This window comes from Rhodovibrio sodomensis (assembly GCF_016583645.1).
GTDB classification, from domain to species: Bacteria; Pseudomonadota; Alphaproteobacteria; order Kiloniellales; family Rhodovibrionaceae; genus Rhodovibrio; species Rhodovibrio sodomensis.
In genome coordinates, this window is record NZ_NRRL01000138.1 from 1 (window position 1) to 11,690 (window position 11,690).

At 66.4% G+C, this 11,690-nt stretch carries 12 protein-coding genes and 1 pseudogene; 7 read left to right on the forward strand and 6 right to left on the reverse strand.

Going from position 1 to position 11,690, the window contains the following annotated elements; genetic code table 11:
* Nucleotides 1-415 precede the first annotated feature (415 nt).
* The 3 genes from CKO28_RS24335 (at nucleotide 416) to CKO28_RS24345 (ending at nucleotide 5,346) form a co-directional block, all read left to right on the forward strand.
* The gene (locus CKO28_RS24335; RefSeq protein ID WP_200343490.1) at nucleotides 416-2,920 is read left to right on the forward strand and encodes an efflux RND transporter permease subunit; all 2,505 of its coding nucleotides are present in this window, start codon (nucleotides 416-418) and stop codon (nucleotides 2,918-2,920) included.
* Nucleotides 2,862-3,680, forward strand: a complete 819-nt coding sequence (locus tag CKO28_RS24340; RefSeq protein WP_200343491.1) for an outer membrane lipoprotein-sorting protein — start codon at nucleotides 2,862-2,864, stop codon at nucleotides 3,678-3,680. Before CKO28_RS24335 ends, CKO28_RS24340 begins: the two co-directional genes overlap by 59 nt.
* 166 nt (nucleotides 3,681-3,846) lie before the next feature.
* A complete protein-coding gene (locus CKO28_RS24345; protein WP_200343492.1) occupies nucleotides 3,847-5,346 on the forward strand; it encodes a hypothetical protein in 1,500 nt (499 codons plus the stop codon).
* 125 nt (nucleotides 5,347-5,471) lie between these two features.
* Here CKO28_RS24345 and CKO28_RS24350 read toward each other — a convergent pair whose 3' ends face one another.
* On the reverse strand, nucleotides 5,472-6,902 hold the full coding sequence (locus CKO28_RS24350) for a dihydrolipoyl dehydrogenase (RefSeq protein WP_200343493.1): 1,431 nt from the start codon (nucleotides 6,900-6,902) through the stop codon (nucleotides 5,472-5,474).
* Between the two features lie 261 nt (nucleotides 6,903-7,163).
* Between CKO28_RS24350 and CKO28_RS24355 the strand changes: the two genes are divergently transcribed.
* On the forward strand, nucleotides 7,164-7,367 hold the full coding sequence (locus CKO28_RS24355) for a YgaP family membrane protein (RefSeq protein ID WP_200343494.1): 204 nt from the start codon (nucleotides 7,164-7,166) through the stop codon (nucleotides 7,365-7,367).
* A gap of 42 nt (nucleotides 7,368-7,409) precedes the next feature.
* Nucleotides 7,410-8,252 carry a class II glutamine amidotransferase gene (locus CKO28_RS24360; RefSeq protein WP_200343495.1) on the forward strand — a complete coding sequence of 281 codons (843 nt, stop codon included), beginning with the start codon at nucleotides 7,410-7,412 and terminating at the stop codon, nucleotides 8,250-8,252.
* On the opposite strand, the gene CKO28_RS24365 is transcribed toward CKO28_RS24360, so the two are convergent.
* The 4 genes and pseudogenes from CKO28_RS24365 to CKO28_RS28690 form a co-directional block, all read right to left on the reverse strand.
* Entirely contained in the window at nucleotides 8,249-9,232 is a 984-nt protein-coding gene (locus tag CKO28_RS24365) for an SLAC1 anion channel family protein (RefSeq protein WP_200343496.1), read from the reverse strand. The two genes, CKO28_RS24360 and CKO28_RS24365, sit on opposite strands and share 4 nt — an antisense overlap.
* 20 nt (nucleotides 9,233-9,252) lie before the next feature.
* Entirely contained in the window at nucleotides 9,253-9,666 is a 414-nt protein-coding gene (locus CKO28_RS29480) for a type 2 periplasmic-binding domain-containing protein (RefSeq protein WP_200343497.1), read from the reverse strand.
* Complete coding sequence (locus CKO28_RS24375) at nucleotides 9,657-9,836, reverse strand: type 2 periplasmic-binding domain-containing protein (RefSeq protein ID WP_200343498.1); 180 nt, start codon at nucleotides 9,834-9,836, stop codon at nucleotides 9,657-9,659. Before CKO28_RS24375 ends, CKO28_RS29480 begins: the two co-directional genes overlap by 10 nt.
* A gap of 176 nt (nucleotides 9,837-10,012) precedes the next feature.
* A pseudogene (locus CKO28_RS28690) lies at nucleotides 10,013-10,475 on the reverse strand (IS1595 family transposase); the annotation flags it as partial.
* On the opposite strand from CKO28_RS28690, the gene CKO28_RS24385 reads away from it, so the two are divergent.
* Together CKO28_RS24385 and CKO28_RS24390 are read left to right on the forward strand one after the other, a co-directional pair.
* Nucleotides 10,392-10,688 carry a cytochrome ubiquinol oxidase subunit I gene (locus tag CKO28_RS24385; protein WP_200343500.1) on the forward strand — a complete coding sequence of 99 codons (297 nt, stop codon included), beginning with the start codon at nucleotides 10,392-10,394 and terminating at the stop codon, nucleotides 10,686-10,688. The pseudogene CKO28_RS28690 and the gene CKO28_RS24385 overlap by 84 nt on opposite strands.
* A gap of 12 nt (nucleotides 10,689-10,700) precedes the next feature.
* Entirely contained in the window at nucleotides 10,701-10,883 is a 183-nt protein-coding gene (locus tag CKO28_RS24390; protein WP_200343501.1) for a cytochrome d ubiquinol oxidase subunit II, read from the forward strand.
* 102 nt (nucleotides 10,884-10,985) lie between these two features.
* Here the strand turns inward: CKO28_RS24390 and CKO28_RS29675 are convergent, their stop codons facing one another.
* Complete coding sequence (locus CKO28_RS29675; protein WP_437127655.1) at nucleotides 10,986-11,474, reverse strand: ATP-binding protein; 489 nt, start codon at nucleotides 11,472-11,474, stop codon at nucleotides 10,986-10,988.
* Between the last annotated feature and the right edge of the window lie 216 nt (nucleotides 11,475-11,690).

The window sequence follows — 11,690 nt, forward strand, 5'->3', positions numbered from 1 at the left end:
GGGTCCAAACTCGCATTCGGGCTTACCGCACCAAGGGGAAGCCAACCTCGCTGCCAGTGAACACGCGCAGTGTAGCCCAAGTTTCGTCCGACAGGGTCGCGCAAAGCGCGGTGCGCAACTCGCATAGGAATGGTATCAGTATCTTGTAACGCCGATCGGCGTGGCCACCGCACGCTGGTCAACAGCCGGGCGGCGCTATTCGCGCTCACGTTCGGCGATTGCGGAAATATATCTGTCCACCGACGGCCCGATCGCGGGCACGGTCACCATCGCCGATGGCCAGGTACCGTTGAGCTTCGCGCAACACCCGCGAGGAGCGCATGCACTTCACTCCTGTCAACACATGAACTCTCTTGACTTCGAAAAAGGGATGTTAAGTTATACTCACATATTCGTTATCCTGCATATGATGCGAATGACGGCGACCAGCGACGAGGAGGAAGAGCCGCCCATGCGCAAGCTGTCCGAACACGCCGCCGCGAACCGGCGCGTTTACTTCATCGCCGTGCTGGCGGTCACGCTGGGGCTTATGTTGCTGGCCGCTGCGGGGACGCTCTTCCCGCGCGCGCCGCTACTGCAGCCGCTGACGATCGACACCGATCCAGAGAACATGCTGGCGGAGGACGCGCCCGTGCGCGTCGACCACGACCGGCTGAAGAAAGTCTTCGGGCTGCACGAGTACGTCGTCGTCGGCGTGGTCAACGACAGCCACCCCCAGGGCGTGTTCAACCCCGAGGATCTCGCCAACATCCGCCAGCTGACGGAAGCCGCGAAGGGCCTGAAGTTCGACATCACGGTGGACGGCGAGACGGTGCAGGGCCGCGTGGTCTCGGAGGACATCATCGCGCCCTCGGAGGTCGACAACATCGAGACCAGCGGTGTCGGGGCGGTCGACTTCTCCTACCTGATGCCAAGCGTGCCAGAGACGCAGGCGGGCGCGATCCGGGTGCGCGAGCGCGCCCAGTCGATTCCCATGTACGACGGCACGCTGGTCGGCGAGAACGGCAAGGCGCTGGCACTCTACATCCCGATCACCCACAAGAAGATCAGCCACGCCGTCGAGCAGAAGCTGCGCCAGCAGATCGCGCAGTTCGAGGATACCGGAGCCACCTACCACATCACCGGCCTGCCGGTCGCCGAAGACCGGTTTGGCGCGGAGATGTTCTTTCAGATGGCGGTCTCCGCGCCCTTGGCGATGCTCTGCGTCTTCCTGCTGCTGCTCTACTTCTTCCGCAACGTGAAGCTGATCCTGTTCTCGATCGCCGCGGCGATGATCGCGGTGATCTTCACCATGAGCCTGCTCGTGGTGAGCGGCTTCACTGTGCACATCATGTCGTCGATGATCCCGATCTTCATCATTCCGATCGCGATCCTCGACGACATCCACATCCTGTCGGACTTCCACGACCGCTACACCCCGGACAAGCCGCGGATCGAGATCATCCGGGAGGTGATGGGCGAATTGTGGCGGCCGATGCTGTTCACCTCGCTCACAACCACCGCCGGCTTCGCCTCGCTGATGCTGACACCGAACCCACCGGTGCAGGTGTTCGGCGCGTTCGTGGCGATCGGTGTGCTGGCCGCCTGGTTCGTGACGGTCACGCTGCGCCCGGCCTACCTGATGGTCGTGTCCGAAAAGACGTTGGCGAAGTTCGGGGCCGGCGGCTCGGCCGGTACCGATCGGCCGGGCAGCCCATTGGCCCGCGGGTTGCGCGCAACCGGCCGGTTCGCAGGACGCAACGGCAAGCCGATCCTGGCCGCCACCGCCGTGGTGATCGCGTTCAGTGCGTGGGGTATCACCAAGATCCAGGTCAACGACAACCCGATCCGCTGGTTCGAGAGCGACCACGAGATCCGCGTCGCCGACCGGGTGATCAACGACCACTTCGCCGGCAGCTACATGGCCTACTTGCAACTGCGGCCGGCAGAGGGCGCCGACACGAACAGCCAGCCATTCAAGCAGCCGGACATGCTGCGCTATCTGGCCGGCCTGCAGCGCTATCTGGAACGGGACGTTGCAACGGTCGGCAAGGTCTCGGGCCTCAGCGATATCGTCAAGACGGTGCACCGCGAGCTACTGGGCAACCAGCAGGCGTTCCGCATTCCGGACAGTCCGCAAGCGGTGGCTCAGACCATCCTGACCTACGAGAACAGCCACGATCCGGACAACATCTGGAATTTTACCACCCCCGACTACGGCCGGGCGAACCTGTGGCTGCAGCTTAACAGCGGCGACAACAAGGACATGCAAAAGGTCGTCCAGGCGGTGCGGAGATACATGACCGACAACCCGCCGCCAGCGGAGCTCGAGCGGACCTGGTTCGGCCTGACCTACATCAACCTCGTCTGGCAGCAGAAGATGGTCACCGGTATGGCCGAAGCGCTGCTGGGCTCGTTCGCGGTGGTGTTGGTGCTGGTGACGGTGCTGTTCCGCTCCCCCAGTTGGGGGCTGCTCGCAATGGTGCCGCTGACGGCCACGGTCGTGACCATCTACGGCATCGTCGGCTGGGTCGGTAAGGACTACGACATGCCGACCGCCGTCTTGTCCTCGCTCAGCCTGGGCTTGGCGGTCGACTACGCCATCCACTTCCTAGCGCGCAGCCGGCAGATCTTCCAGCGCACCCAATCGTGGGCCGAGACCCTGCCTGAGATCTACGAGGAGCCGGCCCGCGCGATCACGCGCAACATCATCGTGCTCGGCGTGGGCTTCCTGCCGCTGCTGGCGTCGTCGCTCGTGCCCTACAAGACAGTGGGCACGCTGATCTCCGCGATCCTGGTGCTGGCGGGCCTCGCCACGCTCCTGATCCTGCCAGCGCTGATCGACCAGTTCCCCAACCACCTGTTCAAGAAGGAGATGCGCCATGAGAGCCGTGCCAACGCTCCTGCTGGCGGCGCTGCTGCTGGCGCCCGCCGCCGCTAACGCCCAATCCGGCGGCGCGCCGAGCCCGCTGGAGATCGCCGAGCGCGCCGAGCAGGCGGCCTACTACCAGGCCAAGGACGGCCGGGCACGCGTACAGATGGACATCGTCGACGCGCAGGGCCGCATCCGCGAGCGCACCATGACCATTCTGCGCCACGACATGATGAAGAACGGCGAGCAGACCGGCCACCAGCGCTTCTACGTCTACTTCCACGAGCCCGCCGACATCCGCGACACGGTGTTCATGGTGCACAAGCACCCGCGGACGAACGACGACCGCTGGCTCTACCTGCCGGCCCTCGACCTAGTGCGCCGGATCGCTGCGGAGGACGAGCGCTCCTCCTTTGTCGGCTCGGACTACTTCTACGAAGACGTCTCCGGCCGCGGCGCCAACGAGGACACGCACACCCTCAAGGAGACGACCGACACCTACTACGTCCTGCGCTCCGAGCCGAAGCAGCCGGGTCTGGTCGAGTTCGACCACTACATCTCCTACATCCACAAGGAGACGTTCATTCCCGTACAGGTGAACTACTTCAAGGCCGACGGCACGAAGTACCGGCAGTATACGGTCGACAAGGTGGAGACGATCGAGGGTCATCCGACGGTCGTGAAGTCCACCATGAGGGACCTGCGGGGCGGCGGCCACTCCACCCTGACCTACACCCAGGTGGACTACAACGTCGGACTGAGCGCCGACATCTTCACCGAGCGTTACCTGCGCAATCCCCCACGCGGGCTACTGACGTCCGGGGAGTAACGCGTGCCCTTCAATACCCCTCCTCCGCTAGGGAGGAGGGGTAGGAGAGGAAGTTGCATGCGGCGCCTCGATGGCGTGATCACGTCTTCTTCTGTCCCTCTCCTCCCAGTAGACCCGCTTCCGCGCCCTGCCCTTCACCTAGATATCTGATGTGCGGAGATTTCGGATGATCGCCCTCTGGCGGAACCTGCTATCCACCGCCGTCCTGCTCGCCCTCGCGGCGCAAAGTGCTCACGCTCAGCCGGCGCTGCCTGAAGGCCTCGACGGCCGCTCGCGAGCACAAGGGCAGAGCGACGGTGGCGCGAACGGCCCGGAGTTGCCGCAGGGGCTCGACGGTCGTACCGGCGGAAGCGACGACGGGCCTGCCGGCGCCGGCCCCAGGCTACCCCAGGGCCTGGGCGGCGGCAGTGCGCGCGATACGACCGCCGAACCGACTGCCGAGGATACCGACGCGCAGTCCGACGCCCCCATCTTCGGCCTGCTGACCGACTGGCGGCTCGGCGGATATATCGACACCCGCGCTGGTGCGCGGGTGACCCCGCGGACGGACCAGGAGGGCGTTTCGCTCGCCGAGACGCGCGTGGAGGTCAAGGCGCTGCGCAGTTGGCCCGACGTGACCGCGACGGTGCGCGCCCACCTCGTGGCCGACGCGGTCGCCGAACAGCACGAACCCGACCTGCAGTCCGGCCAGGGCGCCCTCGACCTGCGCGAGGCGAACGTGTTCTGGCGCGCGACCGACTTCATGGACATCAAGGCCGGCCGGCAAATCCTGACCTGGGGCACCGGCGACTTCGTGTTCCTGAACGACCTGTTCCCGAAGGACTACCGCTCGTTCTTCATCGGCCGGCGCGATACCATGCTGAAGGCGCCGTCGGACGCGGTGAAGGCGAGCTTCTATAGCGACCTCGCCAACTTGGACGTGGTCTATACTCCGCAGTTCGACGCCGACCGCCATATCACTGGCGACCGCCTGAGCTACTTCAACCCCTTCCAGCAACGCATCGTGGGCGACGGGACCCCGCTCGACGTGCGCCAGCCCGACGACCTGTTCACCGACGACGAATGGGCGGCGCGCGCCCACCGACAGATCGGGCGCTACGGTACCGCGCTCTACTTCTATGACGGCTTCTGGAAAAGCCCGGAGGGGGTACTGCGCAACAGCCAGCAGGTCACCTTCCCGCGCCTGCGCACCTATGGCGCCAGCATCGAGGGGCCAGTGCCCACCCTGGGCGGCATCGCTAACGCCGAGGTCGCCTATTACGACAGCCTGGACGACCGCAACGGCACCGACCCCACGGTACCGAACAGACAGGCGCGCCTGCTGATCGGCTACGAGCGAGAGATCGTTGCCAATCTTAGCGGATCAGTACAGTTTTTCCGGACGGAGCGGCTGAACGACCCGCAAGGGCGGGACGACCGTCGCAACCTCTGGACGGTCAAGCTGCAGAAGGATTGGCCCGGCGAGCAAGTCAGCGCGACGCTGTTCGCCTTCTACTCCCCCACCGCGCAAGACGGCTACCTACGCCCGCGCATGAGCTGGAGCCCGAGCGACCGCTGGACGCTCGAGGTCGGCGCCAACTGGCTGTTCGGCGCGGACGACGACACTCGCTTTGGCCAACTGAAGCACAATACCAACGCCTTTGTGGGCGCGCGCATCGGCTTCTAAATCTCTCGACCTACAAGCGTCCGAAACACGAAACGCCGGCCGCATCGACGAGGCCGGCGTGCTATGTGCATTGTGCCTATGCGCGGTGCCGGTGCAGGCCCCGGCACGCAGCCGGGGCCGCCGGCTTACTCGGCCGCTTGGGGATGGGCATCGGCGTTCAAGAACTCCAGGTCAGCTGGCTGGGCCGGCTGTTCTTCGACCTGGCCGGCGATCTCGCGCAGGGCGTCCTGCACCCGCTCCTCGATCGTCGGGTGGTAGAACGGCATCCGCAGCAGGTCCAGGACCGTTAGGTCCTGCTGGACGGCCAGCGCGAACAAGTGGCCGAGGTGCTCGCCGTCGGGGGCGGCCATCGACGCGCCGCGCAGCCGGCCGTCGCGCCGGTCGGCGTAGATCCGGGCCACGCCGCGGTTGGCGTGCTTGATTCGGCTGCGCTGATCGCCGTCGAACCAGCAGGTGCCGACCACCACATCTTCCTTGGCAAGCTTGTCCCAGCTTTCCCCGACCGTGACAACGTTCGGCTGCGAGAACACGATCGACAAAGGCACGCGCCGGCGGAAGCGCTGCTCGGTGCCGCGCGCGGCGTTGTAGCCGGCGATCTGGCCCTCGTCGCGCGCCTCGTGCTGCAGCGGCAGCTCGGCGTTGGCATCGCCGGCAATATAGATCGGCGTGCCCGGAACCTTCATCGTTTGCGAGTCGTAGGTGGGCACGCCGCGAGCGTCCAGCTCCAGCCCGAGCGTATCCAGGCCAAGGCCATCGACGTTCGGCTGCCGGCCGGCGGCCACCAGTACCTGCTCGACGTCGACCGTCTTCTCGCCGGCGCTGACCTGGATGCGCCCGTCTGCGCCCTCGGCGAGCTGAGCCTTCTCGCCCAGCCAGATCGGGAACTCCTCTCGCATTGCCTCGACGGCTGCCTGGTTGACCGTCGCGTCGCCGAGCCCGCCGACGCGCTCCTGCATCTCCACACCAGTTACCTCGACGCCCAGACGGGCCAACGCCTGACCCAGCTCCAGCCCGATCACGCCCAGGCCGAGCACGGCCATCGAGTTCGGCAGGCTGGGCTGTTCGAACAGCTGGTCGGTGGTGATCACCCGGTCGCCGAACGCCTGCCAGGCCTGCGGCACGACCGGGCGCGAGCCGGTGGCGACGATCACCCGCTTCGCCCGCATGGCACCTACGTCCAACTCGATCACGCCGGGGGCGCGGAAGCGAGCGTGGCTGCGGATAAGCTTGTCACCCAGCTTAGAAACAGGGCCGCCCATAACGTGCTTAACGAAGCTGTCGCGCATCTGCCGGACGTAGTCGAGCGCGCGGGGGCTGTGCAAGGCCAGCTGCGCGCCGCCCCCGATCCCCTCATCCGCAAGGGCGTAGCGTTGGTGATAGTCTTCCGCCGCTTGGATCATCACCTTTGACGGCATGCAGCCGACGCGCGCGCAGGTCGTGCCTAGTTGCCCGGCGTCGATCACGACGTAGCTGTCTGTGACGCGCTTGACCTGGCGCAGGGCGAACAACCCGGCAGTCCCCGCACCGATGATCGCGACGTCGACCTCACGTTCCATTTGTCCTGGCCTCCAGTGTCGGTGAGCTGTCTCGTGCGTTACCTGCCGCGCGCGCCGGCTCCGGTGCCTGCGCCGCAGGACGCGCCGCCGCAAGCGTCCACACCTATGTGGGGGCATGTTTATATTAGAAAACCATGATATGTTCTGCAGCGCACGCGTAGCGGGTGCGACCGCTTCGCGCAGCGAGCTCGAAACCGCACGCCGCACGTCTACATATTCGGTTAAACGAAACCGTGATATGGAAAAGGAAGAGGGCGCGTTATGTCGATCGACCGCATCGTTCTGCTGTTCGCCGGCCTGGTAGTGCTGACCAGCCTGGCGCTGTCGCAGGTTCACGACCCCGCTTGGCTTTGGCTGACCGCGTTCGTCGGCGCTAACCTGGCACAGGCGTCGCTAACCGGCTTCTGCCCACTGGCGATCATCGTGAAAAAGCTGGGTGCCAGCCCGGGCAAGGCTTTTAGCTAAGCCCTCACGCGGCATCACCATTTTCTAAGACGACAGTCTGGCATGTGCGAGTTGCTGGCCATGGCCAGCCGTTATCCCGCGACCCTGACCTCGTCGCTCGAACGCTTCGCGCGCCGCGGCGGCGAGGCGGGGCCGCACGCCGACGGCTGGGGTGTGACCTTCTACGACGGCTACGACGTACGCCGGCTGCGCGAGCCGGAACCGGCGGCGCGGAGCCCTTGGGTCCCTTTCGTGCGCAGCCAACAGCGTCCGGCCCGTCTCGCGCTTGCGCACATCCGCAAGGCCACGGTGGGCGACTGCATACTCGCCAACACGCAGCCGTTCGTCCGCGAGCTTGGCGGGCGGATGCACGCGTTTGCCCACAACGGCGACCTGGACGCGATCGACCGCCGCTGGCGCAGCGACCTGGAACGCCATCTGCCAGTCGGCACAACCGATTCCGAGATCGCCTTCTGTGCGCTGATGGACCGCCTGGCGCCTCTTTGGATCACGGCCCGCGAGGCCTCGCGCACGGCGCCGAGTGTCGAGGCGCGGCAGTCGGCGGTTGATGCTTTTGCCCGGGATTTGCGTGCTTTCGGCCCGGCCAACTTCCTCTATACCGATGGCGAGCTAATGTTCGCGCACGGCCACAAGCGCCGGCAGCCGGACGGCGAGATCGCCGCGCCAGGGCTGGTCAGCCTGACACGGACCTGCCATCCCGAGGACGGTCGGCTGGTGCGCACTGACGCCTGCCCGCCTGGGGGCTGTCAGGAGGTCAGGCTGATCTCCAGCGTGCCGCTGACGGACGAGCCCTGGCGTCCGCTCACCGCCGGCGAGGTGATGACGCTGCGCCTCGCCGCCGCAGCGGACGATCACATGGCGCGGAGCACCCAAGCCCTCCGCTAGAATAGCCGACCGGCAACCAGGGCGGCCAGCGTGCGCAGCGTCACCAAAGCGATGATCGCGGTGGCAAACGCCAGCGCGGCGAGCGCCACCGCGTGCGTCGCGGCGCCGGGTAGGAGTGCGTGCATTTGAGTCATCGCGCACGACAGCGCGGCCGCTGGGAAGGTGAAGGCCCACCACGACAGCGCGAACGGCAGGCGCAGGAACAGCCCCGCGATTCCCGCCAGCACCAGCGCGATGAAAAGCGCGCTCGCGGCCAGGACGTAGCCCAGCACGTCGAGCGTGCCGCCGTTCAACTGCATATAGGCGATGAAGCCAGCCGCCGGCGGCGCGATCAGGATGAACAGCAGCGGCGCGACCTGCGGCGGTAGCGGATCGTGGAAGATCAGTCGGTAAAGCACGATCGTGAACAGCGGCAGCCAGAAGGTCAGGCCGATCGCGAAGAAGAACCAGGACACCGTCTCGTATCCAAGCTGCACGCCCGCGATCGGCACCACGATGTTGCCCACGACGGGGATGAACCAAGCCGGGCTGGCGTGCTGGATCTCGGTGTTCTGGCGAATCCAACGGCCAATGATGGTTACCGCCAGGGCGAGGTGCAGAGCCGCGCCGGCGATCCACAAACTCTCCGCCAACTGCCGGTCATGCGGTAGCGCGCCCGCAGCAAGCAGCAGCAAGCTGATCGAGATCGCCGGTAAGAAGTTCATCATCACCGGATGGCGAAAGTCCGCGACGACCCCCGCGGGACAGGCCGCAAGCTTCACGACGTAGCCTAACGCAACCAGCGCGAACGCCGCCGCGGCGAATGCTATCAGCACCTCTGCCACCACTGCCGGCAGGCCGAAGGCCTGGTGCGCGTTCCGCCACGCCAGCCCCAGGCCGGCGTGCCCCATAGTCACAGCAAACAGCGGCAAGGGTAGCTGCGCAATCCAGCGGCTGCGGATCCAGCAGGGCTCGGGCCGCTCTGCCAACGACTGAGCCATCGACAAACCCCTTTTCGTATTCAAACACTCTGATACATCAGCAGATCATGTCGGCGGGGGGTCGCAGGGCCGCCATGCGACCCGTTGGCGCAAGCGCTCGGACCGCGATCACGACGCGGCGAGGTCCGCGCGTGCCGCCCGGAAAACCTCGGCGAGCGCGCTGAACTCCGCTTCCCGCGGGGAGGTCGGGCGCTAGGCCAGGACGAGGTCACGCGGGCAGGTCCGCTGCAGGGCACCAGCGCCACGTCGTTGGCGCCGGCGACCCAGGCATCGATGGCGAGCTGCGGAACGAGGGTCAGGCCGATGCCCTCCTGCACTATCGCAAGCAGCGTCCACAGGCTGGTCGCCGCCAAGCTGTCGTCGGCGGGCGGCGGCACCTCCGGGATCGCCTGAAGCGCGTGCCCCTGCAGGGTGTGCCCACGCCTCAGCAGCAACAGCGGGCGGTCGGCCAGCTCGCGGGACAGTCCAGGATGCGCGCGGCCGTCAGGTCGTGGCCGCGCGGAGCGGCCAGCTTGTAGCAGTCGTCGAACGGCTGTTCGATGACCAGCTCGCCGATCTCGAAAGGCAACGCGATGAGCGCCGCGTCCAGCCTACCCACGCGCACGCCCGCCAACATACTGTCGGTCAGCGCCCCCGCAGGTAGAGCTGCAGGCCGGACTAGCTGCAGCAGAGGCGGGTCAGCGCGGCGGGTACGAGAAAGGGACCGATCGTCGGGATTGCCCCCAGTCGTAGGTCCGCCGTCAGCACCCTGTGTGCCGCGCGGCCAATTGCATAAGTGGCTTATGCTCCTGCTTCCGGCTTCACCAACAAGTTGTTAGTAATAGGCTCGACCTTGGCCCCGAGGCCCAGCGGCCGGCGGAAGGCAGCGTGGCGCGCGTAGCGCCGGTTGAACCGGAAGACGAATTCGTCGAGGTACGCCTGAAGGTGGCGCCGGCGTAGGCCGTGATAGACGCCCACCGCGCATGCCTTCAGGTTGGCGAAGACACGGTGGATCCACGGCAGCACGATGTGCGCCGCCATCGGCCCGATGCTGTAGGGCTGGTGGATCACGCCCGGTGCCCCGGGATAGGCCGCCCAGGCGTCGGTCTTGGGCCGTCGTGCCAGGTTTCAGTTGACGGGCCAGGAAGCCGTGCGGCGTGTCGGTTGAGTAGTCCTTAATGTGCTCCAGCCGGACCCGTCCGGGCCGACCGTCCACGACTTCGATCGCGCCGGCGACCAGAAGCTTGCCATGATGGCTACGCCCGCACCGGCGGTCGCGGCCTCGCTGGTCGCGTTCATCATCGTCTACTTCACCCTGTTCAGGGCGGGCACGGTCTACATCCTGCGCCTGATGGCGAAGCCGCCGCGCACCGGCGACGTGACCGGCGGGCCCGAGACGGACGGCGGACCGACCCGCGCGGCCGGGCTGACACCGGCCCCCTCGGTCGCCCCCGACAAGGTCTTCCCCGCGGAATAGGAGCGCTGGGCCATGATCGATCCGGCAACCATCTGGGCCGCGCTGATCGCGGTGGCGGTCCTGGCCTACATCCTGCTCGACGGCTTCGACCTGGGGGTGGGAATCCTCTACCCGCTGGTCGAGAGCGAGCAGGACCGCGATTTGATGATGAACTCGTGTACCGCGACAACTACGACGACCGTCAGCGTCAATTAGGACGGCCTATCGGCCGTGACGGGTAGACGATGGTTATCCGGGTCTGAGCGGGGCGCAAGCGGTAATTGACGCTGGCTCCCGGATAGTTGTCGCGGGCGTCAATTACCCCGCCTCAGGCTCGCTGGACGTCCGGTCGAGGGCGGTTCGCCGGCGGTAGCTCTCGACGTTCATTTCCAGGATGGTGGCGTGGTGGACGAGGCGGTCGATGGCGGCGACGGTCATCGCCTTGTCGGGAAAGACGCTGTCCCATTCGCCGAACGGCTGGTTGGCGGTGATCATGATCGACCGGCGTTCGTAGCGCGCGGCGATCAGCTCGAACAGGACACTGGTCTCGGCCTGGGTCTTGCGGACGTAGGACAGGTCGTCGAGGACCAGCAGATGGAAGCGGTCGAGCTTATCGATCGCGGCCGGGATTGCCGGGACGGGTTCCTCGGCCTGTTCAAGACCTGCGACAAGCTTGGCATTTCGACCTGGCAATACCTCGGCGACCGCCTGGGCATCCCCGATAGCGCGAGCGTCCAACCACTCGCCGACCTTATCCGAGCCCGCGCGCCGGGCTGAGACCGGCGCCGCTGTTCCACGAATGCACACCAACGCGGTGCAGCCGAGCGGAAATCAACGCGCTCAATGCCCGGGCTTTTGCCTATCTTACGTGATGAAGACCGAGGGCCGCCTGCGGGACCAGGCGCAGCGCTTTGCCTGGGGCTTCGGCGCGCTCACCCTGGCGGCGATCGGCTCGGTCAGCATCTGGACGCCGTTCCTCGACCCGGCCTATCTGGCGCGCTGGTTCGACTGGCCGAACCTGAT

Bases quoted from the DNA above. Each gene is read 5' to 3' on its own strand.
- CKO28_RS24390 (WP_200343501.1), top strand. From the start codon at position 10,701: ATGATCGATCCGGCAACCATCTGGGCCGCGCTGATCGCGGTGGCGGTC.
- CKO28_RS24355 (WP_200343494.1), top strand. From the start codon at position 7,164: ATGTCGATCGACCGCATCGTTCTGCTGTTCGCCGGCCTGGTAGTGCTG.
- CKO28_RS24360 (WP_200343495.1), top strand. From the start codon at position 7,410: ATGTGCGAGTTGCTGGCCATGGCCAGCCGTTATCCCGCGACCCTGACC.
- CKO28_RS24365 (WP_200343496.1), bottom strand. From the start codon at position 9,232: ATGGCTCAGTCGTTGGCAGAGCGGCCCGAGCCCTGCTGGATCCGCAGC.
- CKO28_RS24350 (WP_200343493.1), bottom strand. From the start codon at position 6,902: ATGGAACGTGAGGTCGACGTCGCGATCATCGGTGCGGGGACTGCCGGG.
- CKO28_RS24340 (WP_200343491.1), top strand. From the start codon at position 2,862: ATGAGAGCCGTGCCAACGCTCCTGCTGGCGGCGCTGCTGCTGGCGCCC.
- CKO28_RS24345 (WP_200343492.1), top strand. From the start codon at position 3,847: ATGATCGCCCTCTGGCGGAACCTGCTATCCACCGCCGTCCTGCTCGCC.
- CKO28_RS24335 (WP_200343490.1), top strand. From the start codon at position 416: ATGACGGCGACCAGCGACGAGGAGGAAGAGCCGCCCATGCGCAAGCTG.